Source organism: Thiohalobacter thiocyanaticus, assembly GCF_002356355.1.
Lineage (GTDB): Bacteria > Pseudomonadota > Gammaproteobacteria > Thiohalobacterales > Thiohalobacteraceae > Thiohalobacter > Thiohalobacter thiocyanaticus_A.
Window position 1 is genome coordinate 1,136,134 of the sequence record NZ_AP018052.1, and the last position, 25,899, is coordinate 1,162,032.

The window sequence follows — 25,899 nt, forward strand, 5'->3', positions numbered from 1 at the left end:
CACGAGGCAGTCATGGCAGGGCACAGCAAGTGGGCCAACATCAAGCACAAGAAGGCCGCGAACGACAAGAAGCGCGGCAAGGTCTGGACCAAGCTCATCCGCGAGATCACGGTCGCGGCGCGTGAGGGCAGGACCTCCGACCCCGGCACCCACCCGCGGCTGCGGCTGGCCGTGGACAAGGCGCTCGGCGCCAATATCCCCAAGGACACCATCGAAAAGGCCTGCAAGCGCGGCGCCGGCGAACTGGACGACGGCGCCAGCTACGAGGAGGTGCGCTACGAGGGCTACGGCCCCGGCGGCGTGGCCATCATGGTCGACTGCCTGACCGACAACCGCAACCGCACCGTCTCCGAGGTGCGCCATGCCTTCACCAAGCTCGGCGGCAACCTCGGCACCGATGGCTCGGTGGCCTACCTGTTCAACAAGACCGGTGTGATCAGCTTCTACGAGAACGTCGACGAGGACGCGGTGATGGAAGCCGCCCTGGAGGCCGAGGCCGACGACGTGGTGACCAACGAGGACGGTTCCATCGAGGTGCTCACCTCGCCGGAGGAGTATCAGCGGGTCAAGGATGCCATCGAGGCTGCCGGGCTCGCGCCCGACAACGCCGAGGTCACCATGCGGCCCGAGACCCTCAGCGCCGTGGATGCCGACACCGCCGAAACGGTGCTGCGCATGATCGACATGCTGGATGATCTGGACGACGTGCAGGAGGTCTACACCAACGCCGATTTCCCGGACGAGGTGCTGGACCGGCTGGCCTCCTGAACGCCGGCCCCGCCGCCATGCGCATCCTCGGCATCGACCCCGGCTCCCGCCAGACCGGCTTCGGCCTCATCGACGCCGAGGGCAACCGCATGCGCCATGTGCACAGCGGCTTCCTGCGCATCCAGGGGGAGGACTTTCCCGCCCGGCTGCGCGCGATCTTTCTCGGCATCGGTGAGTTGATGCAGGACTATGCCCCCGAGGCCGTGGCGATCGAGCAGGTGTTCGTCTCCCGCAATGCCGACTCGGCGCTGAAGCTGGGCCAGGCCCGCGGTGCGGCCATCTGCGGCGCCCTCCAGGCCGAGGTGCCGGTGGCCGAGTACAGCCCGCGCGAAGTCAAGCAGGCCCTGGTCGGGCGCGGCGGCGCGGCCAAGGAGCAGGTCCAGCACATGGTCGGACTGCTGCTCGGCCTGAGCGCGCCGCTGCAGGCCGATCAGGCCGATGCGCTCGCCATTGCCATCTGCCATCACCATGTCAGCGCCACCCTGGGGCGGATCCCGGGTGCCGCGGGCGCGCGTGGAGGCAGGTTCAGATGATCGGCCGTCTGCGCGGTCAGCTGCTGGCCAAGCAGCCGCCCCGGCTGCTGGTCGATGTCCAGGGCGTGGGCTACGAGGTCGAAGCGCCCATGACCACCTTCTACGCCCTGCCCGAGACCGGCAGCGAGGTCACCCTGCACACCCACCTGCTGGTGCGCGAGGACGCCCAGATCCTGTTCGGCTTCGGCCGCCAGGCCGAGCGTGATCTGTTCCGCCATCTGATCCGTATCAACGGCGTCGGCCCGCGCCTGGCGCTGGCGATCATGTCCGGCATGACGCTCAGCGAGTTGATCAGCTGCATCAATGACCGGGATGCCGCCGCCCTGACCCGGGTGCCCGGTATCGGCAGGAAGACCGCCGAGCGGCTGCTGGTCGATCTGGGCGACCGGCTGAAGGATTTCGGCGCTGCGCCGGAGGCGGCCGCTGGTGGCGAGGCGGGGCTGGCCCCGGCCCCGGCCGGGCCGGTGGAGGAGGCCGTGAGCGCCCTGATCGCCCTGGGCTACAAGCCGCCCGAGGCCAGCCGCATGGTGCGCGCCATCGAGGCCGGCGATCTGCCGGCCGAGGAGATCATCCGTCAGGCCCTGCGGGCGACGACGCAGAAGGGGTGAATGCACAGGAATCGACGGGGCATAACCGTAGGTCGGGTCAGCCCTGAGGGCGTAACCCGACAGGTTTCGCGGACCATGTCGGGTTACGCTGCGCTAACCCGACCTACGTATTCTGCGCCGGAATGACGATATTTTGAGTCTTTGTTGCTACCGCTTGTCAGCGGTATCCCTGCGCGCTATCGTGCCGGAAACCTGAATCCCGCCATCATGACAGATACTGACCGCATCATCTCGCCCGCCGTGGATTCGCCCGAGGAGGCGCGTATCGACCGCGCCATCCGACCCCACCGCCTGGCCGACTATGTCGGCCAGCCGCAGGTGCGCGAGCAGATGGAGATCTTCATCGGCGCGGCGCGGGGCCGGGGCGAGGCGCTGGACCATGTGCTGATCTTCGGCCCGCCCGGCCTGGGCAAGACTACCCTGGCCCACATCATCGCTGCCGAACTGGATGTGAACCTGCGCCACACCTCCGGCCCGGTGCTGGAGAAGCCCGGCGATCTGGCCGCGCTGCTGACCAACCTGGAGCCGCATGACGTCCTGTTCGTGGACGAGATCCACCGCCTCAGCCCCGTGGTCGAGGAGGTGCTGTACCCGGCCATGGAGGACTACCAGCTCGACATCATGATCGGCGAGGGGCCGGCGGCGCGTTCCATCAAGCTGGATCTGCCGCCCTTTACCCTGGTCGGTGCGACCACCCGCGCCGGGCTTTTGACTTCGCCATTGCGTGACCGGTTCGGCATTGTGCAGCGGCTTGAGTTCTATAGCATTGCGGACCTGACCCGCATCGTGCAGCGTTCGGCCGGCATCCTGGGCGTGGACATGGACCCGGCCGGGGCCGAGGAGGTGGCCCGGCGCTCGCGCGGCACCCCGCGCATTGCCAACCGGCTGCTGCGGCGGGTACGCGATTACGCCCAGGTCAAGGCGCAGGGACGGGTCGATGCCGCGGTGGCGCAGCAGGCGATGGAACTGCTCAACGTCGACAGCCATGGTTTCGATATCATGGACCGCAAGCTGCTCGGCGCGTTGATCGAGAAGTTCGACGGCGGCCCCGTCGGCATCGACAGCCTGGCGGCGGCCATCGGCGAGGAACGCGGCACGCTGGAGGATGTGATCGAGCCCTACCTGATCCAGCAGGGCTTCATGATGCGCACCGCGCGGGGCCGGATCGCCACGCGCCATGCCTATCTGCATTTCGGCATCACCCCGCCGGAATCCCTGACCGCCCGGGCCGAGGCCTCGCTGTCGCTGTTCGACGATCCGGCGTGAACAGCGGGCAGGCGCCGGTTGCCTGCGAAGGCGGGTATCCATGTCTGAGCGATATCTGGATTCCCCATGCGCGGAAATGACGGAAAGTGTGATAAGGAATCTATTCTGATAACGCCTGTCTGATGGAGCAGCGAACAACACAAGCCGTGTTCTACTGGCCGGTGCGCGTCTACTACGAGGACACCGACAGCGGCGGCGTCGTCTACTACGCCAACTACCTCCGGTTCATGGAACGCGCGCGCACCGAATACCTGCGCAGTCTGGGCTTCGAGCAGGACCGGCTCCAGCGCGAGGCAGGCATCATCTTTGCAGTACGTTCTGTGAACATCGAGTATCTGCGCCCGGCGCGTTTCAACATGGAACTCGAGGTCAGTGCGCGGGTCGTGGCCGCAGGCCGGGCCAGCCTGGAATTCGAGCAGCTGGTGCTGGAGGCGGGCAGGCGTGAAACGCCCCTGTGCACGGGACAGGTCCGCATTGCCTGCCTGGATGCCGGGAGTTTCCGGCCCCGCGCCATACCTGATTACATTGCGAAGGAGATCTGAATGTCGACGGACTTGTCGATGCTGCATCTGATACTCGGCGCCAGCCCGGTGGTGCAGCTGGTGATGCTGCTGCTGGTTGCCCTGTCGCTGTTGTCCTGGACCCTGATCTTCCATAAATGGAAGAAGCTCGGCGCGGCGCAGCGCGATGCGAAGGACTTCGAGCAGCAGTTCTGGTCCGGAGGTGAGCTGGCCGCCCTGTACCAGCAGGTCGCGGCCCGTGAGCAGGACAACGAGGGCATGGCCGACATCTTCGAGGCCGGTTTCAAGGAATACAGCCGCCTGCGCAAGCAGCCTCAGGTCGAGGGCGGTGCCATGGTCGAGGGGGCCCAGCGGGCCATGCGCGTGGCGCTCTCACGGGAGGAGGACCGGCTGGAGGCCGGGCTGTCCTTCCTGGCTACGGTCGGTTCCACCAGCCCCTACATCGGCCTGTTCGGCACCGTGTGGGGCATCATGAATGCCTTCCGCTCGCTCGGTAATGTGCATCAGGCCACCCTGGCCATGGTCGCCCCCGGTATTGCCGAGGCCCTCATCGCCACCGCCATGGGCCTGTTCGCTGCCATCCCCGCGGTCATTGCCTACAACCGCTTCTCCAACGATGTCGAGCGGCTGGCCAATCGCTACGACAATTTCCTGGAGGAATTCGTCGCCCTGCTGCACCGCCAGTCGTTGACGGCAAGGAAGGACTGACATGGCGCGTCAGCGGCACAAGAAGCGGCCGATGGCCGAAATCAATGTGGTGCCCTACATTGATGTTATGCTGGTCATGCTGGTGATCTTCATGATCACCGCGCCGCTGCTCACCCAGGGTGTGCATGTCTCGCTGCCCAGCGCCGATGCCCAGCCGCTGTCGCAGGACAGCGAGGAGCCGCTGCAGGTGACGGTCGATGCCGGCGGCAACTTCTATCTGAACGTGGGCGATGATCCCGATCAGCCGATCGATGCCGGGACCCTGGTCCAGCGCAGCGCGGCGGTGCTGCGCAACAAGCCGAATACCCCGGTGCTGGTGCGGGGGGATTCCGGCGTGGCCTATGGCACGGTGGTCCGTGCCATGGTGCTGCTGCAGCAGGCCGGCGCCCCCAATGTCGGGCTGGTTACGGAACCGCCGGAGGCGGCCTCGCCTTGAGAGCCCTGTGGAAACTGTTCCGGGAGACGCCGCAGGCCTTCATCTATGCCCTGCTGGTGCACTTGGTGCTGGTCGCCTTCCTGGCTGTCAGCCTGGACTGGACCCCCAAACCGCAGCTGCAGGCCTCCAGTGAACCGGTGATCGAAGCCGTGGCGATGGACGAGGCGCAGGTCCAGGCCGAACTGGACAAGCTCAAGGCGGCCGAGGAACGCGAACAGGCCGAGGCCGAGGCCCGGCTGCGCGAGGCCGAGGAGAAGCGGCGTCAGGCCGAAGCCGCCCGCCAGGCGGAACAACAGCGGCTGGAGAAGCTCAAACAGGAGCAGGCCGCCGAGGCCGCGCGTCAGGCCGAACTCAAGCGCCAGCAGGAGGCCGAGGCCAGGCGGTTGGAGGAACTCCGACAGCAGCAGCAGGCGCTGGTCCGCAAGCAGGAACAGGAGCGCAAGCGTCTGGCAGAACTGGAGGCCCGGCGCAAGGCGGAAGCCGAGGCCAGACGCAAGGCCGAAGAGGAGGCCCGGCGCAAGGCGGAAGCCGAGGCCCGACGCAAGGCCGAAGAGGAGGCCCGGCGCAAGGCTGAAGAGGAGGCCCGGCGCAAGGCCGAGGAGGAAGCCCGCCGCAAGGCCGAGGAGGAAGCCCGGCGCAAGGCCGAGGAAGAGGCCCGGCGCCAGGCCGAACAGGCCCTGCAGCAGCAGCTGGAGGCGGAGCGCCAGGCGCTGGCCGCGGCCGAGGCCGAGCGCGTGGTCAGCCGCTATGTGGCGGCCATCCAGCAGAAGGTGGAGCGCAACTGGATCCAGCCGCCGGGCAGCCGCCAGGGCCTGACCTGTGTCGTTCAGGTCGGTCTGATCCCGGGCGGTGAGGTTACCCGCGTGAGTATCGTCACCGGCAGCGGCGACGCGGCCTTCGACCGCTCGGTGGAGGCTGCCGTGTGGCGCTCCAGCCCGCTGCCGCTGCCGCCCGACAACCAGTATTTCGATCGTTTCCGTAATCTGAAATTCCGCTTTTCACCCGGATGATGCACTGAGGTCATGATGAAGAGGATTATCGCTGTCTTCCTGTTGCTGCTGTTCTGGTCGGGGCTGCAGCCGGCCCGGGCCGAGTTGACCATCGAGATCACCTCCGGCATCGAAGGCGCGCTGCCGATCGCAGTGGTGCCCTTCGCCTGGAACGGCCCGGGGGCGCCGCCCGAGGACGTGGCGGAGATCGTCGCCGCGGATCTGGCCCGCAGCGGTCAGTTCGCGCCGCTGCCCCGGGCCGATATGCTGTCCCGGCCGGCCCGTCCCGAGGATATCCGCTACCGCGACTGGCGCGCCGTGGGCGTGGACAACCTGGTCATCGGACGTATCGTGCCGCGTGAGGGCGGTGGCTACACCGTCGAATTCCGTCTGTTCGATGTCTTCCGCGGTCGCCAGCTGACCGGCTACAGCTTTCCCACCAGCGGCGAGCGCCTGCGCGAGACCGCGCACCGGGTGGCCGACATCGTCTACGAGACCCTGACCGGCGAGCGCGGTGCCTTCCGCACCTGGATCGCCTACGTCACCGTGACCGGCAGCGGCGATGAACGCCGCTACAGCCTGCAGGTGGCTGACTCCGACGGCTATAACCCGCGCACCGTGCTGCGCTCGCGTCAGCCGCTGATGTCGCCGTCCTGGTCGCCGGACGCCCGCCGCCTGGCCTATGTCACCTTCGAGCAGGAAACCGCCGAGGTGTATGTCCAGGAACTGGCCACCGGGCAGCGGCGCAAGGTCGCCTCCTATCAGGGCATCAACGGTGCCCCGGCCTGGTCGCCGGACGGCAGGCAGCTGGCGTTAACCCTGTCACAGGACGGCAACGCCGAAATCTATATCCTGTCGCTGGACTCCGACCGTCTGCGGCGCCTGACCCGGCATCCGGCCATCGATACCGAGCCGGCCTGGGCCCCCGACGGCCGCAGTCTGGTCTTCACCTCGGACCGCGGGGGCAGTCCGCAGCTCTACCGGCTGGCGGTCGACGGCGGCCGGCCCGAACGCCTGACCTTCGAGGGCGGCTATAATGCCAGTGCGGATTTCGCCCCTGACGGCAAGCGCCTGGCGCTGCTGCACCGCGACGGCCGCGGTAATTACCGGGTGGCGGTGCAGGACCTGGAGCGGGGCATGCTGACCCTGGTCAGCGAGGGCCGGCTGGACGAGTCCCCCTCGTTCGCGCCCAATGGCCGCATGATTCTGTATGCCACCGAGGCAGGCGGACGCGGGGTGCTGGCGGCGGCCTCGGTCGACGGCCGGGTGGGCCAGCGGCTGCGGCTGCAGGAGGGCGAGGTGCGCGAACCGGCCTGGTCGCCCTTTCTCGAATGATCTGACAAACAACATCAACGTGATTGAATAAGAGGAGTCGATGCAATGCACATCAGGAATGGACTGATCGGGATTCTGGCCCTGGCGCTGCTGGGCGGCTGCGGGACCATGGACAAGCGTGCCGACGGCGATGTGGCCGTGGAGGATCGCAGTGCCGCGGCGGGTGCCGAAGGCATGGAGGGGGCACAGGCCAGGGGCCTGGGTGCCGACGGGGACCTGCGCGGCCTGGCGCTGGATGACCCCAGCAGCCCCCTGGCCACCCGCACCATCTACTTCGAGTTCGACTCCAGCGAGGTGGCTGCCGCGGATCGCGAGCTCGTCTCCGCCCATGCCCGTTACCTGGCCGCCAATCCGCAGCAGCAGGTGGTGCTGGAAGGCCACGCCGACGAACGCGGCTCGCGCGAGTACAACATCGGTCTGGGTGATCGCAGAGCCCAGTCGGTGCGCCGCATGCTCGAGTTCCAGGGGGTGACGCCGGACCAGATCAGGACCGTGAGCTACGGCGAGGAGAAGCCGGCCGTGGAAGGGCATGACGAACAGGCCTGGAGTCGTAACCGCCGGGTCGAAATCGTCTACATGGATCAGTGATGATGCGACGTGCGCCGATCACCCTGATACTGACGGCCGTACTGGCCACCGCACCCGCGGTCCAGGCCCGCGACGGCGATCTGGACCAGCGGGTGCAGCGGCTGGAGCAGCTGATGCAGAGCCGCGGTCTGATGGAGATGCTGACCCGGCTGGAACAGCTGCAGCGCGAGGTGCAGGAACTGCGCGGGCAGGTGGAGGTCCAGGGGCATACCCTGGAGCAGCTCAAGAAGCGTCAGCGCGATCTGTACATGGATGTGGACCGGCGACTGCAGCAACTGGAGAGCGGCGCGCCGGCAGCCGGTGCAGGCGGTATTGGTGCGCCGGACCAGCCTTCGCCGCCGTCTGCTGCCCCTGACGCCGGTGAAGCCGGCGATGCGGATGCGGTCATGGATGCCGCTGCCGGCGTCGACCAGCGCCAGCAGTACCAGCAGGCGCTGGATATACTGCGCGAGGGCCGCTACATGCAGGCCGCCGAGGCCTTCAGCGGGTTCCTCCAGGCCCATCCCGACAGTGCCTATGCCGCCAATGCCCAGTACTGGCTGGCGGAGTCCTATTACGTGACCCGGCAGTTCCCCCGGGCGCTGGAGGAGTTCCGGCAGGTGGTCGAGACCTACTCCGACAGCAACAAGGTGGCCGATGCCCGCTTGAAGGTTGCCTTCATCCATTACGAGATGGAGGACTGGCAGGCCGCGCGCCAGGCGCTGGATGCCGTGATAGCGGACTATCCCGGCACCACCGCGGCGCGCCTGGCCGAGGAGCGGCTGGCCCGGCTGAACCGGGAAGGCCGTTAGGCCGGGCCGTCCGGCCGGTTGGATCTGCCGCCGCCCGGCCGGATGCGGTAAAATGGCCGCATGCCCGAACCTTCCACCCCCACGCTCGCTCAGGCCGCCGCGTCGCGTCTGCGTATCACCGAGATCTTCCATTCCCTGCAGGGCGAGGCGGATACGGTGGGCTGGCCCACCGTATTCGTGCGCCTGACCGGCTGTCCGCTGCGCTGCCATTATTGTGATACCGAATATGCCTTCCACGGCGGTGAATGGATGGACCTGGACGCCATCCTGGCCGGGGTCGAACAGTACGGTGCGCAGTACGTGACCGTCACCGGCGGGGAGCCGCTGGCGCAGAAGGCCTGCCGACCGCTGCTCACGCAACTGTGCGATGCCGGCTACCGGGTCTCGCTCGAGACCAGCGGCGCGCTGGACATCGACCGCATCGATCCGCGCGTGGTCAAGGTGGTGGATCTCAAGACCCCGGGCTCGGGCGAGGTCGGGCGCAACCGCTACTGCGTACTGGAACACATGAGCCCGGCCGATCAACTCAAGTTCGTGCTGTGTGACCGCGCCGATTATGAATGGGCCCGGGACAAGCTCACCGAGTATGACATTCCGGCCATCTGCCAGGTGCTGTTCTCGCCGGCCTGGGGGCAGCTGGAGCCGCGTGAACTGGCGGACTGGATCCTGGCCGACCGACTGCCGGTGCGTTTTCAGGTGCAGCTGCACAAGCTGCTCTGGGGCGATGTGCCGGGGCGCTGAAACAGATGGTGCAATCCGGAACAGACAGCAAGGCCGTGGTACTGCTCTCGGGGGGGCTGGATTCGGCCACCGTGCTGGCCATTGCGCGGGCGCAGGGCTATGCATGTCACGCCCTGAGCCTGGATTACGGCCAGCGCCATGCCGCCGAACTGGCAGCGGCGGTACGAATTGTGCAAGCGCAGGGCGTGGCCGAGCATCGGGTGGTCAGGCTCGACCTGTCCCAGTTCGGCGGCTCGGCCCTGACGGACCCTGACATCCCGGTGCCGGAGACGGCCGCGGCGGGGATCCCGTCGACCTACGTCCCGGCCCGGAATACGGTATTCCTGTCGCTGGCGCTGGGCTGGGCCGAGGTGCTGGGGGCGCGGGACCTGTTTATCGGCGTCAATGCCGTTGATTATTCTGGTTATCCTGACTGTCGGCCGGAATATATCGCGGCCTTCGAGCGTCTAGCTAATCTAGCCACCCGGGCCGGGGTGGAAGGCGATCGCTTCCATGTCCGGGCCCCGTTGCTGGAATGGAGCAAGGCGCGCATCATTCAGGAAGGCCTGCACCTGGGCGTGGACTACAGCCTGACCGTATCCTGCTACGCCGCCGACGCGCAGGGACGGGCCTGCGGTCGCTGCGACTCCTGCCGCCTGCGGGCCGCGGGGTTCGCCGCTGCCGGCGTGCCGGACCCGACCCGATACCGGACCTGATTCTCCATGACTGTACCGGCGGCTGCGGCCGGCGGTGGAAAACCCTTCAAGATCGAGAGGCAAGCAAGAGATGGAACTGACTCTGGGTAATCAAATCCTGCTGTGGGGCTTCGGCATCGCCGTGTTGATGGGCGCCGTTGTCAACAAGACCAATTTCTGCACCATGGGTGCGGTCTCCGACTGGGTCAACATGAACGACACCGGCCGGCTGCGGGCCTGGGTGTTCGCCATCGCGGTGGCCATCCTGGGCGTGCTGGCGCTGGAGTTGTTCGGCTACACCGACATCAGCATGACGGCCAGCAACGACACGGCGCAGCCCCCCTACCGCACCCCGATGTTTGCCTGGCCGCGTTATATCCTGGGTGGCCTGTTGTTCGGCATCGGCATGACGCTCGGCAGCGGCTGCGGCAACAAGACCTTCATCCGCATCGGCGGCGGCAACATCAAGTCCATCGTGGTGCTGCTGATGATGGGCATTGCCGCCTACATCATGATCTACACCAGCTTCGATCACTATGTCTTCCTGCAGTGGATGAACCCGCTGTCCGTCAACCTGGCCGAGCATGGCATGAACAGCCAGGACCTGGGCAGCATCGTCGGCGGCTTGGCCGGTATGGAGGACACCCGCGCGGCATATATCACCCTGGCGGCTGTGCTCGGTCTGCTGTTCGCAGCCTGGTGCTTCCGCGCCGCCGAGTTCCGCGGCAGCTTCGACAATCTTCTGGGCGGCGCCGTGGTCGGCCTGGCCGTGGTCGGGGCCTGGGCCGTGACCGCCGGTCCGATGGGGCAGGAGTGGCTGTCCGAGATCGAATGGCTGGACGTCAAGCCGCATGCCACCGGGGTGCAGTCCTACACCTTCGTCGCCCCCAGCGGCCAGCTGTTGCACTACATCGACGGCGGCTTCGCCCAGCGGCTGGTGACTTTCGCCCTGGTCGGCGCGGCCGGCGTGGTGGTCGGCTCCTTCCTGTGGGCCATCCTCAGCCGCGGCTTCCGTTTCGAATGGTTCAACGGCATCGGCGATGCCGTGCGCCACATCCTCGGCGGTCTGCTGATGGGTGTGGGCGGCGTGCTGGCCATGGGCTGCACCATCGGTCAGGGCGTGACCGGGGCCTCGACCCTGGCGCTGGGCTCCTTCCTGGCCTTCGGCGCCATCGTGCTGGGCAGCGCCCTGACCATGAAGATCCAGTACTACAAGATGCTCTACGAAGCCGAGGCCAGCTTCGGCAAGGCGCTGATCACCTCGCTGGTGGACTTTCATCTGCTGCCCAAGGGCATGCGGCGGCTGGAGGCGATGTAGCACGCCGTCTTTGCCTGCGGTGGCGGGCTGCTGTATGATTCGGCGCTCGCCCCACGGGGCCGTTAGCTCAGTTGGTAGAGCATCCGGCTTTTAACCGGCTGGTCGAAGGTTCGAGTCCTTCACGGCCCACCATCTCCGGCGTCCACGATCCACGTGGACGCCGTATTTTTTTGTCTCAACACTTCTCCCTTTCTGCATGAAAGAAACCCCTGCGCTCATGAAGCCTGCAACTGCTGCAGCTTGCGGAACAGGGTGCGCTTGCTGATGCCGAGTTTCCGCGCCAGTGTATCCCGATCCCCCTGGAAGCGTGCGGCGACCTGCGCCAGGTAGCGTTGCTCGACGAGCTCCAGCGGCAGGATGGTCTCATCATCGGGTGTGGCCGGCGTCCCGGTTGGGGAGCCTTCGCAGCAATACTCCGGCAGGTGCTCGGGCGTGATCAGACTGTCATCCGTCAGCAGTGTGGCCCGCTCCAGGAGATTGCGCAGTTCCCGGATATTGCCAGGAAAGGGATAGGCCGCCAGGCATTCCATCGCGGCGTCCGATAACTGCAGCTGTCGGTCCGGGGCGATGCGGGTGAGCAGCGATTCGATCAACAGAGGCAGGTCATCACGCCGGTCGCGCAGCGCGGGCAGGGGAATGGGGAATACGCCGATGCGGTAATACAGGTCGCGGCGGAAGTCGCCGGTCTCGATCATTGCCTCGAGATCGCGGTGAGTGGCAGTGATCAGGCGGAAGTCGGCCTGCTTCGGTTCGGTGCTGCCCACGCGGCGATAGGTGCCCGTTTCCAGCAGCCGCAGCAGCTTGACCTGCAGGCTGAGCGGGATGTCGCCCACCTCGTCCAGAAACAGGGTCCCGCCCGCAGCCGACTCGACCAGGCCGATCCGGCGGGCATGGGCGCCGGTGAAGGCGCCGCGCTCATGACCGAACAGCTCGCTCTCGAACAGCGACTCGGTCAGCCCCGAGCACTCCACTACCACGAAGGGTTGGTCCGCGCGCGGGCTGGCCTCATGTATTGCCTTGGCCACCAGTTCCTTGCCGGTACCGGATTCGCCCTGCAGCAGGACTGCCGTGTCGGCGGGCGCGACGCGCTGCACCAGTTCGAGCATGCGATTGAAGGCCGGCGTGCGGCCGACCATCCCTTCCGGGCGGGCATGACTGCTCGCCGCCCTGATCTCCCGTATGACCTCGATGACATAGCTGATCCGGCCCTGCTCATCGCGCACCGGCCGGGTCATGACGTCGACGTGTTCCTCGCCCCGGGGCGTGTGATGCAGGTGCAGTACCCGCTGGGCCTGACCATTTCCGAGACAGTTGGCCATGGGGCAGCTCTCGCCGGCCTGGTCGCAGGGGACGTTGTAATGATGCGATACCTCGTAACAGAAGCGCCCGTGCAGGGGCCTGCCGTCGCCGTAGGTCCGCCGATAGGCCTCATTGGCGGCGAGGATGCGGTAGTCCGTATCCAAAGCGATGGCCGGTTCCTCGATGCAGTTCAAAACACCGGTGATCTCGGGGGCCAGGCGATCGCTGAGCGCGCGTGTTTTCCTGGAGCTCATGGGAACAGGGCGATAATGACAATAACGGCAGTCATTATATAACACAACTGCCATAAATGGCATTCTGGTATGTCCTCTGTCTGAGGGTCATAAATTATAATGTTTAATAATCATAAAGATAGATTGATAACTGTGTAGTGGCACATCGCTTGCAAATGTCTGGTCAGAGTGACACACAGGCAGGCGATGAGTGCTTTCTCATGATTTTCCGGCAATTCGAAGCCACTGAGGGCGAACTCAGTTATCTGCTGGCGGATCCGGTGACCGGCGCGGCCGCGCTGATCGACCCTGACCTGGCGGCGCTGGAACGCTATCGGACCGCGCTCGACGAGTCCGGGCTGACGCTGCGCTATGTGCTGGAGACCCATCTGCACGAGTCGCACGTCAGTGCCGCGCCCTGGCTGCGGGACAGCGCGGCCGCCCGCGTGGCCATGAGCGACTGCGCCGATGCCGGCTGCATCGACCAGCGCCTGCAGGATGGCGACGAGTTGTATCTGGGCGAGGAGACCCTCATCGCCATCGCCACGCCCGGCCACAGCGCCTGCAGCATGGTCTATCGCTGGCGCGACCGTCTGTTCACGGGACACACACTCCTGGTCGGCGCGGCCGGCGACACCTGTCGCAGTGATGCCGACCCGGAGCGCCTCTACAGCAGCGTCATGGACCAACTCTACCGCCTGCCCGGTGATCTGCTGGTCTACCCCGGCAGGGTGGTCGAGGGCAGGCGCGTGAGCAGCATCGCCCAGGAACGCCAGATCAATGCCGGACTCAACCGTCGCAGCCAGCGCGCTGACTTCATTGCCGCCAGGCGCGCCGATCGACGGAGCCTCGCCGCCACTGCCGCGCAGCGGCTGCGGATCAACCGCGAATGCCGGTATGACGCAACACCTGAATTCTCAACCCACAAACCCACTGAACAAGGAAACCACCATGCAGATATCTGAACGACTCATCCTGCCACTGGCACTGGCTGCCCTGTTGCCTCTTGGCGTGCAGGCCGCCGATGAGGCCGGCATCGAGGCCCGCGTTGCCGATGCGAAGGCGACCACTGCGGCGTTCGTCAAGGAACTCGGCGGTGCCATGATGAAGGAGATGAAGGCCGGCGGTCCGACCGCCGCCATCGCCGTGTGCCGCGACCTGGCGCCGGCCATTGCCAATCGCCACTCGCTGGAGAAGGGCTGGAAGATCACCCGTGTCGGCACCCGGGTGCGCAATCCCATGCTGGGTACGCCCGATGTGTGGGAGGCGCAGGTGCTGGAGGACTTCGCCGAGCGCGCGGCCGCCGGCGAGAAGTACGACACCATGGCGCACTTCGAGGTCGTCGAGGAGCCCAGCGGACGCTACCTGCGCTTTGCCAAGGCCATAGGCACCGCTCCGCAGTGCCTGGTCTGCCATGGCGAGAAGTCGCAGATCCCGGCTCCGGTCATGGAGCGGATCACGGCGGCCTATCCCCACGACAAGGCCGTGGGCTACGAAGTCGGCGAACTGCGCGGTGCGGTGAGCATCAAGCAGCCGCTGGATTGATTCAATACTTCATTAATCAGGAGAGACAGCATGAAGAAGACACTGGCACTGTTATTGGCACTGAGCGGTTCGTCTGTTGCGCTGGCGGAAGGCAATTCCGTTGACTATATTCCCTGGACCTTCGATGACTTCGACAGCAACTGCGAAGTGGTCGCCGGCCCGGTGAGTCAGGCAACCACCGACGACAATGAGACCAATAACAGCGGCGCCGCTGACCGCGACACGCTGGACGGTTGATACTCACAGGCGCGCGTGATGCAGGCACAGGCTGACAGCCCGATCTGGTCCAACCCCCTGGTGCGACACCTGGCGGTGGTCCTGGCGGTCAAGCTGGTACTGCTCACCGCGCTCTGGTGGGCCTTTTTCCGCGTGCCTGAGCACGCCCTGCCGCAACAATCGGATATCGCTGCACACATCGCCGGTCCGGCCGCACAGGCCGGGCCGACGCTGTCCGACTGAGGAACTGCTGATGGTTGCTGAATCCGTCGTCGAACTGTCGCGGCTGCAATTCGCCCTGACCGCGATGTATCACTTCCTGTTCGTGCCGCTGACCCTGGGGCTGTCCTTCATCCTGGTGATCATGGAGTCGGTCTATGTCATGACCGGCAAGGAGATCTACAAGGACATGACCCGTTTCTGGGGCAAGCTGTTCGGGATCAACTTCGCCCTGGGGGTGACCACCGGCATCACCCTGGAATTCCAGTTCGGCACCAACTGGGCCTATTACTCGCATTATGTCGGGGATGTCTTCGGCGCGCCGCTGGCGATCGAGGGCCTGATGGCCTTCTTCCTCGAATCCACCTTCATTGGCCTGTTCTTCTTCGGTTGGGACCGCCTGACCAAACGCCAGCATCTGCTGGTCACGTTCCTGACCGCGCTGGGCTCCAACCTGTCGGCCCTGTGGATCCTGGTGGCCAACGGCTGGATGCAGAATCCGGTCGGTGCCGAGTTCAGCTTCGAGACCATGCGCATGGAAATGACCAACTTCGCCGAGTTGCTGTTCAATCCGGTGGCGCAGGTCAAATTCGTCCACACCGTGGCGGCCGGTTATGTCACCGGGTCCATGTTCGTGCTGGGCATCTCGGCCTACTACATGCTCAAGGGCCGGGACCTGGCCTTCGCCCGGCGCTCCTTCGCCGTGGCTTCCGGCTTCGGCCTGGCCTCCATCCTGTCGGTCATCGTCCTGGGCGACGAGAGCGGTTACGAGCTCGGCGACGTGCAGAAGGTCAAGCTGGCCGCCATCGAGGCGGAGTGGGAGACGCATGAACCGCCGGCCTCCTTCACCCTGATCGGCTTCCCGGATCAGGAGGAGATGGTTACCCATGGCGCCATCAAGATCCCCTGGGTGATGGGCCTGATCGCCACCCGTTCGGTCAATGAAGAGGTCACCGGCATCAAGGATCTGATGGTGCAGCACGAGCAGCGCATCCGCACCGGCATGCAGGCCTATGCCCTGCTGCAGAAGCTGCGCTCGGGTGACTATACCGAGGCGGACAAGGCCGCCTTCGAGGCGGTCAAGGACGATCTCGGCTACGGCCTGCTGCTCAAGCGCTACACCCCGGAGGTGGTGGATGCCACCGAGGCACAGATCCAGCAGGCGGTCAAAGACACCATCCCCAGGGTCGCGCCCCTGTTCTGGAGTTTCCGCGTCATGGTGGCCTCCGGCTTTCTCATGCTGTTCATCTTCGCGGCCAGTTTCTACTACTGCGCCCGGCGCACCGCCGGCCAGAAGCGCTGGCTGCTGCGCCTGGCGCTGTGGTCGATACCCTTGCCCTGGATCGCGGCCGAGACCGGCTGGATTGTGGCCGAATACGGCCGTCAGCCCTGGTCGATCGGCGAGGTGCTGCCCACCTATCTGAGCACCTCGGTGTTGCAGGAGGGCGACCTGTGGTTCTCACTGGCCGGCTTCATCGGCTTCTACACCCTGTTGCTGGTGGTGGAGCTCTACCTGATGTTCCGCTTTGCCCGGCTGGGGCCGAGCTCGCTGCATACCGGACGCTACCATTTCGAGCACTCCGGAGGCAGTGCGCCGGCGTTGGTTACCCAGCCGATGGCGGCCCGGGATTCGGACTGAGGAGAACAGGATATGATCATCGATTACGAAACGCTCAAGCTCATCTGGTGGGTGCTGGTCGGGGTGCTGCTCATCGGCTTTGTCATCACCGACGGCTTCGACATGGGCGCGGGTGCGTTGCTGCCCTTCCTCGGCCGGAGCGACGACGAGCGTCGCGTCATCATCAACACGGTGGGGCCGCACTGGGACGGCAACCAGGTCTGGTTCATCACCGCGGGCGGCGCCATCTTCGCCGCCTGGCCGGCGGTGTACGCGGCCGCCTTCTCCGGCTTCTACATCGCCATGCTGCTGGTGCTGTTCGCGCTGTTCTTCCGCCCGGTCGGGTTTGACTACCGCAGTAAGATCGAGGATCCGCGCTGGCGCCGGACCTGGGACTGGGGCCTGTTCGTGGGCGGTGCGGTGCCGGCCCTGCTGTTCGGTGTGGCCTTCGGCAATCTGCTGCTGGGGGTGCCCTTCGAGCACAACGAGTTCCTGCAGCCGCGTTATACCGGCTCCTTCTTCGGACTGCTGCATCCCTTCGCGCTGCTGTCCGGCGTGGTCAGTCTGTCCATGCTGATGATGCATGGCGCGGTCTGGCTGCACCTGCGGGCCGATGACATCGTCGCCGCACGCGCGGCGCGCGCCACGCGTCTGGCCGGGACTGTGCTGATCGCCGGCTTTGCCCTGGCCGGCCTGTGGGTCGCCATCGGTCTGGACGGCTATCAGATCGTCTCCATGCCGGCCCGCGATGCGCTGCCCAACCCGCTGGCCAAGGAGGTCGCCGTCGGTGTGGGCAGCTGGCTGACCAACTACCGCCAGTATCCCTGGATGCTGCTCGCCCCCGTCGCCGGCTTTGCCGGGGCGGCGCTGACCATTCTGCTCGCCGCCAGGAACCGGCCAGGCTGGGGCTTCGTGACCAGTGCGATGAGCATGACGGGAGTCATATTGACTGCCGGGTTCTCGATGTTTCCCTTCATCATGCCGTCCAGCACCGCCATGAACAGCAGCCTGACAGTGTGGGATGCGCCCTCCAGTCATCTGACCCTGACGGTGATGTTCTGGGCCGCGGCCATCTTCGTGCCCCTCATCCTGGCCTACACCGCCTGGACCTACCGCGCCATGTGGGGGCGGGTCACGATCAGACACATTCAGGACAACACCCACTCGGCCTATTGAGAGAGAGGATACAACGATGTGGTATTTCACCTGGATCCTGGGCGTGCTGCTGGCCTGCGCCTTCGGTGTGATCAATGTGATGTGGCTGGAGGCCGAGCAGTGCCTGGATGAAGACAATGGTAACGACAGCTGAGCAGTCCGGGAATCGGATGATGAATGGTGACAGTAGAGCATCCTGGATCTACGGCGGCGCAGCGCGGGGACTGTCCCTGGCGCTGGCCTGCGGCCTGAGCGGCCTGATCCTGTTCCTGCCCACCGTGGTGTTCGGCGCGCAGGGGGAGTTGAATCACACCCTGCTCCTGCTCATCATGTGGGGAGTGGCGGCCGGTTTCGTCCATGGCGTCGGATTCGTGCCGCGGATGCCGTTATGGCGCCTTGTCCTGGGCCCCTACGCGGCCTGGCTTCTGATGGCAGGCGGTTGCCTGTGGCTGTGGCTGGGGTGACGACATGAGCGCAGCCGGAGAACACAACACCATGACCAGTACACGCCTGCAGAATCTGCCGGTCTCCTTCTTTTCCAGCGTCATGGGGCTGGCCGGTCTGGCCATCGCCCTGCAGCGTGCCGGCGAATTGTGGGCACCGCTGCACCCGTTCGGCCTGCTGGTGGCTGTTCTGAGCGCGCTGGTGTTCATAGCATTGACGGGCCTGTATGCCGCCAAGCTGTTCCGACACCGGGCCGAGGTCGTCACCGAGTTGACGCACCCGGTCAAGATGAGCTTCGGTGCGACCTTCAGCGTCAGCCTGGTGTTGCTCAGCGTGGCCTTTCTGTCCAGTCAGCCGGCGCTGTCGTTCTGGTTGTGGGCGGTGGGCGCCGGTCTGCACCTCGTCTTCACCCTGTATGTGCTCAGCGCCTGGATCCACAAGCAGAACTTCGATATCAACCACATCAGCCCCGCCTGGTTCATCCCGGTGGTGGGCAACATCCTGGTGCCGGTGGCCGGCGTGGCGCATGCCAGCGCGGAGCTGAGTTGGTTCTTCTTCAGTATCGGGCTGCTGTTCTGGATCGTCCTGTTCACCATCATCGTCTACCGGATGATTTTCCATAATCCGCTGCCCGACAAGCTGCTGCCGACCCTGTTCATCCTGATCGCGCCGCCGGCCGTGGGTTTCATTTCCTATATCAAGCTGACCGGGGATATCGACAGCTTCGCCCGCGTGCTCTATTACGGCGCCCTGTTTCTGACCCTGCTGCTGTTCAAGGAACTGCCCCGCTTCGTGCGGCTGCCCTTCTACCTGTCCTGGTGGGCCTATTCGTTCCCGCTCGCGGCGATGACCGTGGCCACCCTGATCATGCAGGCGCATGTGCCCTCGGTGTTCTTCACTTTCCTGTCCTGGGTCATGGTAGTAGTGCTGGATCTCGTCATACTCTATCTTCTGGCACGGACCCTGGTGGCCGTGTCCCGCCAGCAGATATGCGTGGAAGGGCACTGATGCGGCTGCGACGCCACATGCGGATAATCGTGTTCCCGGTCCTGATCGGACTCGGGCTGGCGGGCCTGTGTCATGCCGATCTGCAGACAGCAGGCGGTGATGCAAGCAGCACGGCGGATCACGGCGCCTTCAAGATCCTCAAACGCGAGTTCAAGACAGCACCCGAGGTCACCGAGGCCTGCCTGAGTTGCCATACCGAGGCCGCCAAGCAACTGCACCAGACCACGCACTGGACCTGGGAATACAAGCATCCCGTCACCGGCCAATTGCTGGGCAAGAAACACGAGATCAATGTCTTCTGCGGCAGTCTGCGCTCCAATTACCAGCGCTGCACCTCCTGCCACATCGGCTACGGCTGGGAGGACAGGGACTTCGATTTCAGCTCCGAGCGCAATGTCGACTGCCTGGTCTGCCACGATACCACCCGCACCTATGTCAAACCTTCGGCCGCAGCCGGACATCCCGCCTATCACGACATCACCCGCGATGGCGAGATCGTGGTCGAGAACGACAAGCCGCTGAGGGCCGTGGACCTGGCCCTGGTTGCGCAGAATGTCGGCAGGACCAGCCGCTTCACCTGCGGCAACTGTCACTTCTATGGCGGCGGTGCCGACGGCGTCAAACACGGCGATCTGGACAGTTCCCTGATCGCGCCTGACAAATCGCTGGACGTGCACATGGACGCCGCGGGGCTGGATTTCAGCTGTGCCACCTGCCACACCGCCGAGGCCCATGACGTCGCCGGCAGTCACTATTCGATGCAGGCGCGCGACGAGCACGGCATCGACATCCCCGGCAGGGCCTACGGCGGGCGCGCCTCCTGCGAGTCCTGCCACGGCACCCGGCCGCATCCGGCCAATGTCAACAACAAGCTCAATGACCACGTCAACAAGGTCTCCTGTCAGGCCTGCCATATCCCGAGTTTCGCCCGCGGCGGCGTGGCCACCAAGACGTTATGGGACTGGTCCCAGGCCACCCTCAAGCTCAAGCGCGACGAGGCCGGGGAACTGGTGCTGAACGAGCAGGGCAGGCCCATCCGGGTAGTCGAGTACGACGAGCACGGCCATCCCAGCTACATGAGCCACAAGGGCTACTTCGAGCATGGCGAGAACGTGGTGCCGGAATACCACTGGTTCGACGGCCAGATCCGCTACACCCTGCTGGATAACGAGATCGACCCCACCGAGACCGTCTCGGTGAACAGTATCCAGGGTAGCTACGAGGATCCCGATGCCCGCATCTGGCCGTTCAAGCGCATGGTCGGCAAGCAGCCCTATGACAAACAGACCAACCGCCTGCTGGCCACCCATGTCTACGGACCCGAGGACAAGACCTCGCTGTGGAGCAACTATGACTGGATCAAGGCGCTGGAGGTCGGTCAGCACGAGGCCGTGCTGACCGGCGAGGCCGGACAGGAGTTCAGCGGTGAATTCGGCTTTGTGAAAAACGAGATGTACTGGCCGATCACGCACATGGTCGCACCCGGCAAGGATGCGTTGAACTGCGCCGCCTGCCACGCGCCGGACGGGCGACTGGCCGGCCTGGGCGGGTTCTACATGCCGGGGCGGGATTCCTTCCCCTGGCTGGACCGGATCGGTCTGATCGCCGTGCTCGGCACCCTGGGCGGCGTACTGCTCCATCTGCTGGGACGGATTCTGATCAGCCTGAGGAAGCCGTCATGAAGGTGATGATCTACAAGCGGTTCGAACGCTTCTGGCACTGGACCCAGGCGGCGCTGATCATCGCCCTGATGGTCACCGGGTTCGAGATCCACGCCGTCTACCATCTGTTCGGCTTCGAACAGGCGGTGAACCTGCATATCATCCTGGCCTGGTCGTTGATCGTACTGTGGGCCTTCGCCATCTTCTGGCATCTGACCACCGGTGAGTGGCGCCACTATATCCCGACGACAGAGAAACTGATGGCCATGGTCCGCTACTACTCCATCGGCATGTTCCGTGACGAGGAAAAACCCTACAAGAAGTCGCTCAGTGCCAAGCACAATCCGCTGCAGCGGCTGGCCTATCTGGGCTTCAAGCTGGTGATATCGCCGCTGATCTGGGTATCCGGACTGCTGTATCTGTTCTACACCGACTGGCCGGCGTTGGGCCTGGAGGGTTTGCGCCTGGGCCAGGTTGCCATGGTGCATACCGCGGCCGCAATCGCCATGCTGGTCTTTTTCATTGCCCATGTCTATCTCGCGCTCACCGGCAAGCCTTTCTATGCCTACGTCAAGGCTATGATCACCGGCTACGAAGAGATCGAGGAGACGAAGACGCCCGGGAAGAATTCCTGAATGGCCGTCCCGGATGAGCGGGCGGCCCGAACGAAATTCATGATCACAGTAGAGGAGATGACATATGAAACGCCTGCTGGCAGGATTGCTGATTGCCGTGACCGGTAGTCTCTTCGCCGCCGAGGCGCCGGAGAAGGAGAGCATGCGTACCCGCGCCGGGCTGTATGTGGATGCCATTGAAGCCTATGAAATGCTCCGCAACCCGGGTGACCGTCAGGTGGTACTCATCGATGTGCGCGATCCCATCGAGCTCAACTTCACCGGCTATACCCAGATGGTCGATGTGCACGTGCCGTGGAAGATCATGGACAGTTCGCGCTGGAACGAGAACAAGCAGAGCTATGGCGGCTACGTGAACCCGGATTTTGCCGCCGAGGTCACGTCCCGACTGGACGCGCTCGGCATCGGCAAGGAGGCGCACCTGGTCTTCATGTGCCGGTCCGGCTCCACGCGCAGCGCACCGGCCGCCGATGCCCTGTACGAACTCGGCTATGCCAATGTCTACAGCATGGTTGACGGCTTCGAGGGCGGCAAGGCGAAGTCAGGCGAGCATCAGGGGGCCCGGGTGGTGAATGGCTGGAAGAATTCAGGTCTGCCCTGGGGCTGGAAGCTGGAACGGGACGTCATGTACGGCCTGGACAAGTGATCGCGGACATCCTGCATGGCGAAACCCGCATCATGCGGGTCCCGCCTCCGCCACCGGGCGGCCGCTAGGAACGTGTACCGCGGCACGAAGATCTATGCGCTGGTGCTCGGCCTGGCGGTGGCGGCCCTGCTGGTCCTGTTCCTGTATCAACCGGCTGCGGTGCGGGAGCTGAATGACCGCCTGGCCGCTGATCCGATCCTGGCCGCCTACCCCTATCCCTTTCGCGTCCTGCGCATCGAGGACCATACCGCGGTCATGGGTACGCCGCGTTCGGCGCAGCTGCCGGTCCGCGACATGATCCATGCCATCGACCCCGGCCTCGCGGGCGTCGCAACGGATGATCCCGCCTTTCAGCAGGCCCAGCAGACGCTGGCCGAACATCAGGCCCGTGCCAGTGAACTGGTCAGGGCGCATGCCTCGATTCAGCGTATCCGTTGGGAACTGGATGTGGATTGGCTGCGTCGGCAGGGGATTGTGCCGCCGCCGTAAGGCGGTCCGGAGTGTCCGCTCGGCTCAGTTCGATTCCTGCCGCTGCTCAGCTGCCTCGGTGTTTCGGGGTATCAATGTGACAGCTGGTTGCCCCGGTGATCGCAGGCCAGCAGTATCCAGTCCCTCAGCAGCGTCTCGTAGGCGGAACGATCCACCGGCGTGTGCTGCAGATCGGGATGCGCCAGCAGCAGGCGCAGATGGTGGACCACGCCCCGGGCCAGGCCGGGGCTGGGCTGCAGGGCGTGGCGGGTCATCAGGTAGAGCAGGACGGCTTCCAGCAGGTCGCGCCGGGGCGGGCGATCCAACCCGGCTGCCGCAGCCTCGGGCAGGGTGAGCATGGCTTGCATGGGCATATCCTCCGTATCGGGCGTTGCGGGGGAAGGCGCAGTTCACGGGCGGCCTCCCACCATGATGCAAATGATAATCGTTATTATCTAAATGTCAATGCCCGCGATGCCCGGCACCAGGGTCAGGCGCGGAGTTGCAGCCCGTTGCGGGATTGAACCGCCCCACGCCCATTCTCCCGGCGCCTCCAGATTTGCTCGTGGATATGGTAGGCGAGGGTATTGACCAGCGGTTCGACCAGCGCGATGGCGCCGCCCACAGCCAGACTGCCGGTCATCAGATACCCCACGCTGAAGGCCACACTGAAATGGACGGCCGCGAAACTCAGGGTCTTGGTCATGATGGTTTCTCTCCCCGCCAGTAGTTGTTCTGATCCTGGGGACAGTATGGGGCAGTCAATCTTATCGGTAAAAACGTTTATTATTATTACTACGATAGATAATACATATTGATAAGGCGGGCAGTCAGGCCCTGCGCTGCCGACTGCGGCCTGTTCCCGTCGCCTTGCCACGCACCAGCCGTACCGTGTTGGGCAGGTGGCTCAGAATGACTGCGGCCAGGGCCTCCACTGCAGCGCGGCGCGGAAAGCTGCGCCGCAACACCAACGAGACGCGGCGCGAGGCATCGGCAATATCCAGCGGCTGGGCCACCACGCCGCTGCCGCTGGTCCAGGCACCACCCATGGCCAGCGCCGGGACCAGGGTCACGCCGTAGCCGGCCCCGACCAGCTGGATCAGGGTCTCCAGGCTGGCGGCGCGCAGATCGGCCAGATCGCCCTGGTCATTCCGTTCCTTGATCCGGCACACCTCCATGGCCTGCTGGGCCAGGCAGTGGCCCTCGGCCAGCAGCAGCAGGTTTTCCTGATCAAGGTCGCGCAGCCGGATGCGCTCGCGGGTGTAAAAGGCGTGTTCGCGCGGATAGGCGACCCAGAAGGGTTCGTCGTACAGCGGGATCACCTCGAAATCGCGGTCCTCGACCGGTGTGGCCAGCAGCGCGGTGTCGATTTCGTGATCATGCAGCCGTTGCAGCAGCACATCGGTCAACTCCTCGGACAATACCGGCTTCAGGGCCGGATGCTGCTGGCGCAGGGGCTTGAGGATCAGCGGCATCAGGTAGGGGCTGATGGTGGGGATGGCGCCGATGCGCAGCGGGCCGGCGAGCGGGTCCTGATGGGCGCGGGCCAGTTGCTGCATGGCCTCGGCCTGTTCCAGGATACGGCGGGCATAGGTCAGGAGTTCGCTGCCGATGGGCGTGATCTCCACCGAGCGGTTGGTGCGCTCGAAGATGGCCACCCCGAGTTCCTGTTCCAGCTTCTTGATCTGGCCGCTGAGGGTGGGCTGGCTGACGAAGCAGCGTTCGGCGGCCTGGCCGAAATGGTGGGTCTCGGCGACGGCGATGATGTATTTCAGGTCACGCAGGTTCATAACGGGTACCCGGATTTTATGATCGTCTGTAACGATCAATATATTATAAACAAACGATTATACAGATCAATGGTGCGGGGCTATCCTTACCACCATGACGACACAGACGATACACAATCAGGACAGGAGCGTGATCCTGATCCGCCATGCCCAGAGCCAGTGGAACCGGGAAAACCGTTTCACCGGCTGGGCGGATCCGCCGCTGACCGCGGCCGGCGTGGCCGAGGCGGAGCGGGCCCGCGACTGTCTGCGGATCCACGGCTATCGCTTCGATGCCGCCTACAGTTCCCGGCTGCAGCGGGCCATCGCCACCCTGGATATCCTGCTGGCGCGTCTGGGGCAGGACAGCCTGCCGCGGGTGCAGGACTGGCGCCTCAATGAACGCCATTACGGCGCTCTGCAGGGGCTCGACAAGGCCGAGGCCACCGCCCGGGTCGGCGCGCACCAGGTCTGGCGCTGGCGCCGCGGCTACACGGACAGCGCTGCGCCCCTGCTGCGCAGCGACCCGGCGCACCCGGCGCATGACCTGCGGTATGCGGATGTGGACCCGCAGCGGTTGCCCGGCGTGGAGAACCTGGCCCGGACCCGTGAGCGGGTGGTCGGTTTCTGGCAGGAGCAGATCATCCCGCGCATCCGTCGTGGCGAGCGTATCCTGATCAGCGCCCATGGCAATACCCTGCGCGCGCTGATCATGGAACTGGCGGGGATGAGCGTGGAACAGGTCGAGCAGTTCGAGATTCCGACCGCTACGCCTATACTGTACCGGTTCGATCCCGCGGCGCGGCCGCTGGACTGGCGCTATCTGAATACCGAACCGGATGCGCGCAGGTCCGCATAGAGCAAGTCGACTTACTGACAACAGGAGGCAGAACCATGAGTAAGAAGATCGATATCGGCATCAAGGAAAAGGACCGTAGCCGAATCGCGGAAGGGTTGAAGCGCCTGCTGGCCGATTCCTACACCCTTTATCTGCAGACCCACAACTTCCACTGGAATGTCACCGGGCCGCAGTTCCGCGAACTGCACCTGATGTTCGAGGAGCATTACACCGAGCTGGCCACTGCAGTGGACGAGATCGCCGAGCGCATCCGCACGCTGGATGTGGCCGCGCCCGGGACCTACAAGGCCTTCGCCAAACTGAGTTCCATCAAGGAGGTCGAGGGCGTGCCCGAGGCGAAGCAGATGGTCGAGATCCTGACCCAGGGCCACGAGCAGGTGGTCAGGACCTGCCGCGAGGCGCTGAAGCTTGCCCAGGAGGCCGATGACGAGTCCACGGCCGCGCTGGTCTCCGATCGCATGCGGGTGCACGAGAAGACGGCCTGGATGCTGCGGGCGCTGCAGTAATCCGACGCAGCTGAGGAATGTTGATGTAGAGTGGGTTAGGCGCGTTGTTTGCGCCGTAACCCGCCACCTGGGCCGACAGGCATATTTTGAAAGAATTTTGTGTTGCGTTGCAACGTACGGTGGGTTGCGAAAACTACGCTAACCCACCCTGCATTTGAGCATATGCCGGTGCCACTCGGTCCCGGTTTGTTTTTCCGTGTGGCGGGGCTGGCTATAACGCCAGGGACTGAATCCCACCTTCCCAGATCCGGTGCCCAAACAGGAATCCCGCGAGTAACGCGCCAAGAACGAACGCGATCAGCAGCAGTACGGGATCGAAGATTCTGTGCAGGGGGAAGTTCC

The 25,899-nt window shown here is 64.9% G+C and carries 33 protein-coding genes and 1 tRNA gene; 30 read left to right on the forward strand and 4 right to left on the reverse strand.

Annotation, left to right across the window (positions count from 1 at the left end; translation table 11 throughout):
- The first annotated feature begins 12 nt into the window (after positions 1 to 12).
- From CFK21_RS05340 to CFK21_RS05410, 15 genes are all read left to right on the forward strand, one after another.
- Positions 13 to 768 (forward strand): YebC/PmpR family DNA-binding transcriptional regulator, encoded by a 756-nt coding sequence (locus tag CFK21_RS05340; RefSeq protein ID WP_096365476.1) that lies wholly within the window; start codon positions 13 to 15, stop codon positions 766 to 768.
- A 17-nt stretch (positions 769 to 785) separates the two neighbouring features.
- On the forward strand, positions 786 to 1,301 hold the full coding sequence (gene ruvC / locus CFK21_RS05345; RefSeq protein ID WP_096365478.1) for a crossover junction endodeoxyribonuclease RuvC: 516 nt from the start codon (positions 786 to 788) through the stop codon (positions 1,299 to 1,301).
- Positions 1,298 to 1,909 carry a Holliday junction branch migration protein RuvA gene (gene ruvA / locus CFK21_RS05350; protein ID WP_096365480.1) on the forward strand — a complete coding sequence of 204 codons (612 nt, stop codon included), beginning with the start codon at positions 1,298 to 1,300 and terminating at the stop codon, positions 1,907 to 1,909. Before ruvC ends, ruvA begins: the two co-directional genes overlap by 4 nt.
- 207 nt (positions 1,910 to 2,116) lie before the next feature.
- Positions 2,117 to 3,175, forward strand: a complete 1,059-nt coding sequence (gene ruvB / locus CFK21_RS05355; protein WP_096365482.1) for a Holliday junction branch migration DNA helicase RuvB — start codon at positions 2,117 to 2,119, stop codon at positions 3,173 to 3,175.
- Between the two features lie 122 nt (positions 3,176 to 3,297).
- Positions 3,298 to 3,717, forward strand: coding sequence for a tol-pal system-associated acyl-CoA thioesterase (gene ybgC / locus CFK21_RS05360; protein ID WP_096365484.1), 420 nt, complete (start codon positions 3,298 to 3,300; stop codon positions 3,715 to 3,717).
- Positions 3,718 to 4,404 (forward strand): protein TolQ, encoded by a 687-nt coding sequence (gene tolQ / locus CFK21_RS05365; RefSeq protein ID WP_096365486.1) that lies wholly within the window; start codon positions 3,718 to 3,720, stop codon positions 4,402 to 4,404.
- 1 nt (position 4,405) lies between these two features.
- Positions 4,406 to 4,840, forward strand: coding sequence for a protein TolR (tolR, locus tag CFK21_RS05370; RefSeq protein ID WP_096365488.1), 435 nt, complete (start codon positions 4,406 to 4,408; stop codon positions 4,838 to 4,840).
- Positions 4,837 to 5,850, forward strand: a complete 1,014-nt coding sequence (tolA, locus tag CFK21_RS05375) for a cell envelope integrity protein TolA (RefSeq protein WP_231971567.1) — start codon at positions 4,837 to 4,839, stop codon at positions 5,848 to 5,850. The genes tolR and tolA overlap by 4 nt, the downstream gene beginning before the upstream one ends.
- A gap of 15 nt (positions 5,851 to 5,865) precedes the next feature.
- Positions 5,866 to 7,164: a Tol-Pal system beta propeller repeat protein TolB gene (tolB, locus tag CFK21_RS05380; protein ID WP_096367506.1), complete on the forward strand. Its 1,299-nt coding sequence runs from the start codon at positions 5,866 to 5,868 to the stop codon at positions 7,162 to 7,164.
- Positions 7,165 to 7,209: 45 nt separating this feature from the next.
- On the forward strand, positions 7,210 to 7,752 hold the full coding sequence (gene pal, locus CFK21_RS05385; protein ID WP_096365490.1) for a peptidoglycan-associated lipoprotein Pal: 543 nt from the start codon (positions 7,210 to 7,212) through the stop codon (positions 7,750 to 7,752).
- The gene (gene ybgF, locus CFK21_RS05390; protein WP_231971568.1) at positions 7,752 to 8,543 is read left to right on the forward strand and encodes a tol-pal system protein YbgF; all 792 of its coding nucleotides are present in this window, start codon (positions 7,752 to 7,754) and stop codon (positions 8,541 to 8,543) included. Before pal ends, ybgF begins: the two co-directional genes overlap by 1 nt.
- A 60-nt stretch (positions 8,544 to 8,603) precedes the next feature.
- Positions 8,604 to 9,284: a 7-carboxy-7-deazaguanine synthase QueE gene (queE, locus tag CFK21_RS05395; RefSeq protein WP_096365492.1), complete on the forward strand. Its 681-nt coding sequence runs from the start codon at positions 8,604 to 8,606 to the stop codon at positions 9,282 to 9,284.
- A gap of 5 nt (positions 9,285 to 9,289) precedes the next feature.
- Entirely contained in the window at positions 9,290 to 9,979 is a 690-nt protein-coding gene (queC, locus tag CFK21_RS05400) for a 7-cyano-7-deazaguanine synthase QueC (protein ID WP_096365494.1), read from the forward strand.
- 70 nt (positions 9,980 to 10,049) lie between these two features.
- Positions 10,050 to 11,276 carry a YeeE/YedE family protein gene (locus CFK21_RS05405; protein ID WP_096365496.1) on the forward strand — a complete coding sequence of 409 codons (1,227 nt, stop codon included), beginning with the start codon at positions 10,050 to 10,052 and terminating at the stop codon, positions 11,274 to 11,276.
- Between the two features lie 56 nt (positions 11,277 to 11,332).
- A tRNA-Lys gene (locus CFK21_RS05410) sits at positions 11,333 to 11,408 on the forward strand.
- An 83-nt stretch (positions 11,409 to 11,491) separates the two neighbouring features.
- On the opposite strand, the gene CFK21_RS05415 is transcribed toward CFK21_RS05410, so the two are convergent.
- A complete protein-coding gene (locus tag CFK21_RS05415; protein ID WP_096365499.1) occupies positions 11,492 to 12,829 on the reverse strand; it encodes a sigma-54 interaction domain-containing protein in 1,338 nt (445 codons plus the stop codon).
- A 200-nt stretch (positions 12,830 to 13,029) separates the two neighbouring features.
- On the opposite strand from CFK21_RS05415, the gene CFK21_RS15145 reads away from it, so the two are divergent.
- From CFK21_RS15145 to CFK21_RS05475, 13 genes are all read left to right on the forward strand, one after another.
- Complete coding sequence (locus CFK21_RS15145; RefSeq protein WP_157745380.1) at positions 13,030 to 13,773, forward strand: MBL fold metallo-hydrolase; 744 nt, start codon at positions 13,030 to 13,032, stop codon at positions 13,771 to 13,773.
- Positions 13,760 to 14,353, forward strand: a complete 594-nt coding sequence (locus CFK21_RS05420; protein ID WP_157745381.1) for a Tll0287-like domain-containing protein — start codon at positions 13,760 to 13,762, stop codon at positions 14,351 to 14,353. Before CFK21_RS15145 ends, CFK21_RS05420 begins: the two co-directional genes overlap by 14 nt.
- 30 nt (positions 14,354 to 14,383) lie before the next feature.
- Positions 14,384 to 14,590: a hypothetical protein gene (locus CFK21_RS05425; protein ID WP_096365503.1), complete on the forward strand. Its 207-nt coding sequence runs from the start codon at positions 14,384 to 14,386 to the stop codon at positions 14,588 to 14,590.
- An 18-nt stretch (positions 14,591 to 14,608) separates the two neighbouring features.
- Complete coding sequence (gene cydP / locus CFK21_RS05430; protein WP_096365505.1) at positions 14,609 to 14,812, forward strand: cytochrome oxidase putative small subunit CydP; 204 nt, start codon at positions 14,609 to 14,611, stop codon at positions 14,810 to 14,812.
- Between the two features lie 10 nt (positions 14,813 to 14,822).
- Positions 14,823 to 16,427 carry a cytochrome ubiquinol oxidase subunit I gene (locus CFK21_RS05435; RefSeq protein WP_096365507.1) on the forward strand — a complete coding sequence of 535 codons (1,605 nt, stop codon included), beginning with the start codon at positions 14,823 to 14,825 and terminating at the stop codon, positions 16,425 to 16,427.
- A 12-nt stretch (positions 16,428 to 16,439) separates the two neighbouring features.
- The gene (cydB, locus tag CFK21_RS05440) at positions 16,440 to 17,582 is read left to right on the forward strand and encodes a cytochrome d ubiquinol oxidase subunit II (RefSeq protein ID WP_096365510.1); all 1,143 of its coding nucleotides are present in this window, start codon (positions 16,440 to 16,442) and stop codon (positions 17,580 to 17,582) included.
- Positions 17,583 to 17,598: 16 nt separating this feature from the next.
- On the forward strand, positions 17,599 to 17,715 hold the full coding sequence (gene cydX, locus CFK21_RS05445) for a cytochrome bd-I oxidase subunit CydX (protein ID WP_096365512.1): 117 nt from the start codon (positions 17,599 to 17,601) through the stop codon (positions 17,713 to 17,715).
- Positions 17,716 to 17,731: 16 nt separating this feature from the next.
- Positions 17,732 to 18,025 (forward strand): cyd operon YbgE family protein, encoded by a 294-nt coding sequence (locus CFK21_RS05450; RefSeq protein WP_197703005.1) that lies wholly within the window; start codon positions 17,732 to 17,734, stop codon positions 18,023 to 18,025.
- 31 nt (positions 18,026 to 18,056) lie between these two features.
- Positions 18,057 to 19,013, forward strand: coding sequence for an SLAC1 anion channel family protein (locus CFK21_RS05455; protein WP_096365514.1), 957 nt, complete (start codon positions 18,057 to 18,059; stop codon positions 19,011 to 19,013).
- A complete protein-coding gene (locus tag CFK21_RS05460; protein WP_157745386.1) occupies positions 19,013 to 20,695 on the forward strand; it encodes a tetrathionate reductase family octaheme c-type cytochrome in 1,683 nt (560 codons plus the stop codon). The genes CFK21_RS05455 and CFK21_RS05460 overlap by 1 nt, the downstream gene beginning before the upstream one ends.
- A complete protein-coding gene (locus CFK21_RS05465) occupies positions 20,692 to 21,309 on the forward strand; it encodes a cytochrome b/b6 domain-containing protein (RefSeq protein WP_096365518.1) in 618 nt (205 codons plus the stop codon). The genes CFK21_RS05460 and CFK21_RS05465 overlap by 4 nt, the downstream gene beginning before the upstream one ends.
- A gap of 64 nt (positions 21,310 to 21,373) precedes the next feature.
- Positions 21,374 to 21,955: a rhodanese-like domain-containing protein gene (locus tag CFK21_RS05470; RefSeq protein WP_096365520.1), complete on the forward strand. Its 582-nt coding sequence runs from the start codon at positions 21,374 to 21,376 to the stop codon at positions 21,953 to 21,955.
- A 72-nt stretch (positions 21,956 to 22,027) separates the two neighbouring features.
- A complete protein-coding gene (locus CFK21_RS05475; RefSeq protein ID WP_096365522.1) occupies positions 22,028 to 22,444 on the forward strand; it encodes a glutamate-ammonia-ligase adenylyltransferase in 417 nt (138 codons plus the stop codon).
- Positions 22,445 to 22,515: 71 nt separating this feature from the next.
- On the opposite strand, the gene CFK21_RS05480 is transcribed toward CFK21_RS05475, so the two are convergent.
- The 3 genes from CFK21_RS05480 to CFK21_RS05490 all read right to left on the reverse strand — a co-directional run bounded on the left by CFK21_RS05480 (position 22,516) and on the right by CFK21_RS05490 (position 24,213).
- On the reverse strand, positions 22,516 to 22,791 hold the full coding sequence (locus CFK21_RS05480; protein ID WP_157745389.1) for a hypothetical protein: 276 nt from the start codon (positions 22,789 to 22,791) through the stop codon (positions 22,516 to 22,518).
- Between the two features lie 122 nt (positions 22,792 to 22,913).
- Positions 22,914 to 23,129: a DUF2061 domain-containing protein gene (locus CFK21_RS05485; RefSeq protein ID WP_096365526.1), complete on the reverse strand. Its 216-nt coding sequence runs from the start codon at positions 23,127 to 23,129 to the stop codon at positions 22,914 to 22,916.
- Positions 23,130 to 23,253: 124 nt separating this feature from the next.
- A complete protein-coding gene (locus CFK21_RS05490; RefSeq protein ID WP_096365528.1) occupies positions 23,254 to 24,213 on the reverse strand; it encodes a LysR substrate-binding domain-containing protein in 960 nt (319 codons plus the stop codon).
- A 130-nt stretch (positions 24,214 to 24,343) separates the two neighbouring features.
- Between CFK21_RS05490 and CFK21_RS05495 the strand changes: the two genes are divergently transcribed.
- Together CFK21_RS05495 and CFK21_RS05500 are read left to right on the forward strand one after the other, a co-directional pair.
- A complete protein-coding gene (locus tag CFK21_RS05495) occupies positions 24,344 to 25,051 on the forward strand; it encodes a 2,3-bisphosphoglycerate-dependent phosphoglycerate mutase (RefSeq protein WP_157745392.1) in 708 nt (235 codons plus the stop codon).
- A gap of 35 nt (positions 25,052 to 25,086) precedes the next feature.
- Positions 25,087 to 25,557: a Dps family protein gene (locus CFK21_RS05500; RefSeq protein ID WP_096365532.1), complete on the forward strand. Its 471-nt coding sequence runs from the start codon at positions 25,087 to 25,089 to the stop codon at positions 25,555 to 25,557.
- Positions 25,558 to 25,899: the final 342 nt, after the last annotated feature.

Excerpts from the sequence above, each read along its gene's own strand:
- queC (WP_096365494.1), top strand. The coding sequence starts at position 9,290 with ATGGTGCAATCCGGAACAGACAGCAAGGCCGTGGTACTGCTCTCGGGG.
- CFK21_RS05415 (WP_096365499.1), bottom strand. The coding sequence starts at position 12,829 with ATGAGCTCCAGGAAAACACGCGCGCTCAGCGATCGCCTGGCCCCCGAG.
- pal (WP_096365490.1), top strand. The coding sequence starts at position 7,210 with ATGCACATCAGGAATGGACTGATCGGGATTCTGGCCCTGGCGCTGCTG.
- ybgC (WP_096365484.1), top strand. The coding sequence starts at position 3,298 with ATGGAGCAGCGAACAACACAAGCCGTGTTCTACTGGCCGGTGCGCGTC.
- cydB (WP_096365510.1), top strand. The coding sequence starts at position 16,440 with ATGATCATCGATTACGAAACGCTCAAGCTCATCTGGTGGGTGCTGGTC.
- tolR (WP_096365488.1), top strand. The coding sequence starts at position 4,406 with ATGGCGCGTCAGCGGCACAAGAAGCGGCCGATGGCCGAAATCAATGTG.
- CFK21_RS05465 (WP_096365518.1), top strand. The coding sequence starts at position 20,692 with ATGAAGGTGATGATCTACAAGCGGTTCGAACGCTTCTGGCACTGGACC.
- cydP (WP_096365505.1), top strand. The coding sequence starts at position 14,609 with ATGCAGGCACAGGCTGACAGCCCGATCTGGTCCAACCCCCTGGTGCGA.
- tolB (WP_096367506.1), top strand. The coding sequence starts at position 5,866 with ATGAAGAGGATTATCGCTGTCTTCCTGTTGCTGCTGTTCTGGTCGGGG.
- CFK21_RS05435 (WP_096365507.1), top strand. The coding sequence starts at position 14,823 with ATGGTTGCTGAATCCGTCGTCGAACTGTCGCGGCTGCAATTCGCCCTG.
- CFK21_RS05460 (WP_157745386.1), top strand. The coding sequence starts at position 19,013 with ATGCGGCTGCGACGCCACATGCGGATAATCGTGTTCCCGGTCCTGATC.
- CFK21_RS05425 (WP_096365503.1), top strand. The coding sequence starts at position 14,384 with ATGAAGAAGACACTGGCACTGTTATTGGCACTGAGCGGTTCGTCTGTT.
- CFK21_RS05470 (WP_096365520.1), top strand. The coding sequence starts at position 21,374 with ATGAAACGCCTGCTGGCAGGATTGCTGATTGCCGTGACCGGTAGTCTC.
- CFK21_RS05485 (WP_096365526.1), bottom strand. The coding sequence starts at position 23,129 with ATGACCAAGACCCTGAGTTTCGCGGCCGTCCATTTCAGTGTGGCCTTC.
- ruvA (WP_096365480.1), top strand. The coding sequence starts at position 1,298 with ATGATCGGCCGTCTGCGCGGTCAGCTGCTGGCCAAGCAGCCGCCCCGG.
- CFK21_RS05480 (WP_157745389.1), bottom strand. The coding sequence starts at position 22,791 with ATGCAAGCCATGCTCACCCTGCCCGAGGCTGCGGCAGCCGGGTTGGAT.
- cydX (WP_096365512.1), top strand. The coding sequence starts at position 17,599 with ATGTGGTATTTCACCTGGATCCTGGGCGTGCTGCTGGCCTGCGCCTTC.
- tolQ (WP_096365486.1), top strand. The coding sequence starts at position 3,718 with ATGTCGACGGACTTGTCGATGCTGCATCTGATACTCGGCGCCAGCCCG.
- CFK21_RS05455 (WP_096365514.1), top strand. The coding sequence starts at position 18,057 with ATGACCAGTACACGCCTGCAGAATCTGCCGGTCTCCTTCTTTTCCAGC.
- ruvC (WP_096365478.1), top strand. The coding sequence starts at position 786 with ATGCGCATCCTCGGCATCGACCCCGGCTCCCGCCAGACCGGCTTCGGC.
- CFK21_RS15145 (WP_157745380.1), top strand. The coding sequence starts at position 13,030 with ATGATTTTCCGGCAATTCGAAGCCACTGAGGGCGAACTCAGTTATCTG.
- ruvB (WP_096365482.1), top strand. The coding sequence starts at position 2,117 with ATGACAGATACTGACCGCATCATCTCGCCCGCCGTGGATTCGCCCGAG.
- CFK21_RS05340 (WP_096365476.1), top strand. The coding sequence starts at position 13 with ATGGCAGGGCACAGCAAGTGGGCCAACATCAAGCACAAGAAGGCCGCG.
- CFK21_RS05500 (WP_096365532.1), top strand. The coding sequence starts at position 25,087 with ATGAGTAAGAAGATCGATATCGGCATCAAGGAAAAGGACCGTAGCCGA.
- ybgF (WP_231971568.1), top strand. The coding sequence starts at position 7,752 with ATGATGCGACGTGCGCCGATCACCCTGATACTGACGGCCGTACTGGCC.
- CFK21_RS05490 (WP_096365528.1), bottom strand. The coding sequence starts at position 24,213 with ATGAACCTGCGTGACCTGAAATACATCATCGCCGTCGCCGAGACCCAC.
- CFK21_RS05450 (WP_197703005.1), top strand. The coding sequence starts at position 17,732 with ATGATGAATGGTGACAGTAGAGCATCCTGGATCTACGGCGGCGCAGCG.
- CFK21_RS05420 (WP_157745381.1), top strand. The coding sequence starts at position 13,760 with ATGCAGATATCTGAACGACTCATCCTGCCACTGGCACTGGCTGCCCTG.
- CFK21_RS05405 (WP_096365496.1), top strand. The coding sequence starts at position 10,050 with ATGGAACTGACTCTGGGTAATCAAATCCTGCTGTGGGGCTTCGGCATC.
- queE (WP_096365492.1), top strand. The coding sequence starts at position 8,604 with ATGCCCGAACCTTCCACCCCCACGCTCGCTCAGGCCGCCGCGTCGCGT.